Raw genomic sequence first — 1,890 nt, forward strand, 5'->3', positions numbered from 1 at the left:
TTTTAAGAATTGGGTACATAAAACTGGGACTTGGCTTCCATAAGTTTAAAAGAAGATTTGAAACATCCTTTGAGATTGCTTCTCCATACATCGGCTTATCATAAACAAGGTGAAGCACATAAAAGGTAATAAATTGCCTTACACCCAGAACAGATGCTACAAAAAAGTTCTTTTTTTTATTGCAGAAATCAAATATTCCTTCCATTATCTATCCCTTTGCTATATATAAATGTTTATTTATTTCAAATCCATTTTACACGAAATATGTCTTATTGTCAAGGGTGTATGGACGTTAAAAAAGGGTGGGAGTGTTTGATAAGTTGAGGGGGTAAACGACGCCGCCTCAAGACTTCCCCTAAAATCAAAAGAAATAAACGGAGAGATTCTTCCTCGCTCACTACGTTCGCTCGTCAGAATGACACCAAAGGTATACCCCCTCAAGGCTCCCCCCTTCCTCTCTGTCATCCTAAGCGACTTTTCTTGTCATCCTGAGCCCCTTTTTCCGTGTCATTCTGCGCTATTTTTTTCCTTGTCATCCTGAGCCACTTTTTCCGTGTCATCCTGAGCGATAGCGAAGGATCTTGAAGTTGATGGAGTAAGCACCACCCCCTCAAAACTTCCCCAAACACCAAAAGTGATAAACAGAAAGATTCTTCGGGCTTACGCCACTTGACTTCGTCAAGGAAAAGAGTGCAGAATGACCATGGAGGGCGCCTCGTCAGAATGACAGCAAGGGTTTTACCTTGTTAAAATGACAAGAATGTTTACTGCTTTTTTAGAAATCTCTTTAAAAATTCTTTTACTTAAACTATAATTTAATTGGAGGAAAATGCTAATGGAAAACCACGACGAAATTAGAAGTTCAATTTTAGCACTGAGAGAGGAATTACAAAAGACCCAATCTTCTTATGAGAAAATGCGTATTTATATGAATTTGGGCCTTTCGTATATTCTACTTTCCGATTACGAAAATGAAAAAGATAACATAATAAACGCCCTTTTAAGTTTTGATGAAGCAGAAAAAATTATTAGAAAAGTAAACGCCCTACCTGACCTTGCCGAGGTTGAATCAAACAAAGGTTTTATATTCTACAAACTCGCACACTTTGAAGATACAGAATACAACCTTGAAAAATCTACTGAACACTATTTAAACGCAATAAAACTAACAAAAGATTACGGTAAAAATGAAAACTTAACAAAACTTTACTACAACCTTGCAAATACCCAACTTGCCTTTAAAGACAAAAAAGAGGAACACTTTAAAGAAGCAATCAACTACTTTGAAAAAGCACTGGAAAATGCTTTTTCGTTAGAGGAAGAAGACACAAGAATTATTGGCTTTATTTACCATGGTTTAGGTGTTGCCTACTATTTTCTTGCTAATTTGGTAGCAAATAAAGAAACAGTTAAAGAAGACTACCTTAAAAAATCAATTGAGAACTTTAAAAATGCTCTTGAATACTTTAAACAAGAAGATATTTTTGATATTGCTTCCTCAAAATCACATATTGCTTTGGCTACATTTGAAGTTGGCATGATTAAAGGAGACATCAAGTATTTTAAAGAGGCACGCACTTATTTTGAACAAACTCTTGAATTATACAAAGATAGGTCGCAAGAAGATTACGGTGCAACACTTTTTAATATAGGAAGCCTTTTACTCAACGCATCAAGACTAAAGAGCATAGACACACAAGAAAAAGTTGAACTTCTTAATGAGGCAATTGAATTTTTTGAAGAATCACTCTTCTATTTCCCTAAAGAAGATTTTTTGGATAGCTTTATAAGAATCAATTACGAACTTGCTACCGCAAAAAGAGAGTTATTTTTTATTGTTGGTGAAGAACAACTGATCAATGAGATAAAAGAGCATATTGAAAGCATTAT

Annotated in this window: 2 protein-coding genes; one reads left to right on the plus strand and one right to left on the minus strand. The window is 34.9% G+C overall.

The window, feature by feature from the left end; genetic code table 11:
* Positions 1 to 205: PadR family transcriptional regulator (locus K6343_01140; GenBank protein ID MEF3244580.1), on the minus strand; the 205-nt coding region annotated here is incomplete at its 3' end.
* Positions 206 to 835: 630 nt separating this feature from the next.
* Between K6343_01140 and K6343_01145 the strand changes: the two genes are divergently transcribed.
* The coding region (locus K6343_01145) for a hypothetical protein (GenBank protein MEF3244581.1) at positions 836 to 1,890 on the plus strand (1,055 nt) is incomplete at its 3' end.

Source organism: Caldisericaceae bacterium, from assembly GCA_036574215.1.
Classification (GTDB): Bacteria; Caldisericota; Caldisericia; order Caldisericales; family Caldisericaceae; genus Caldisericum.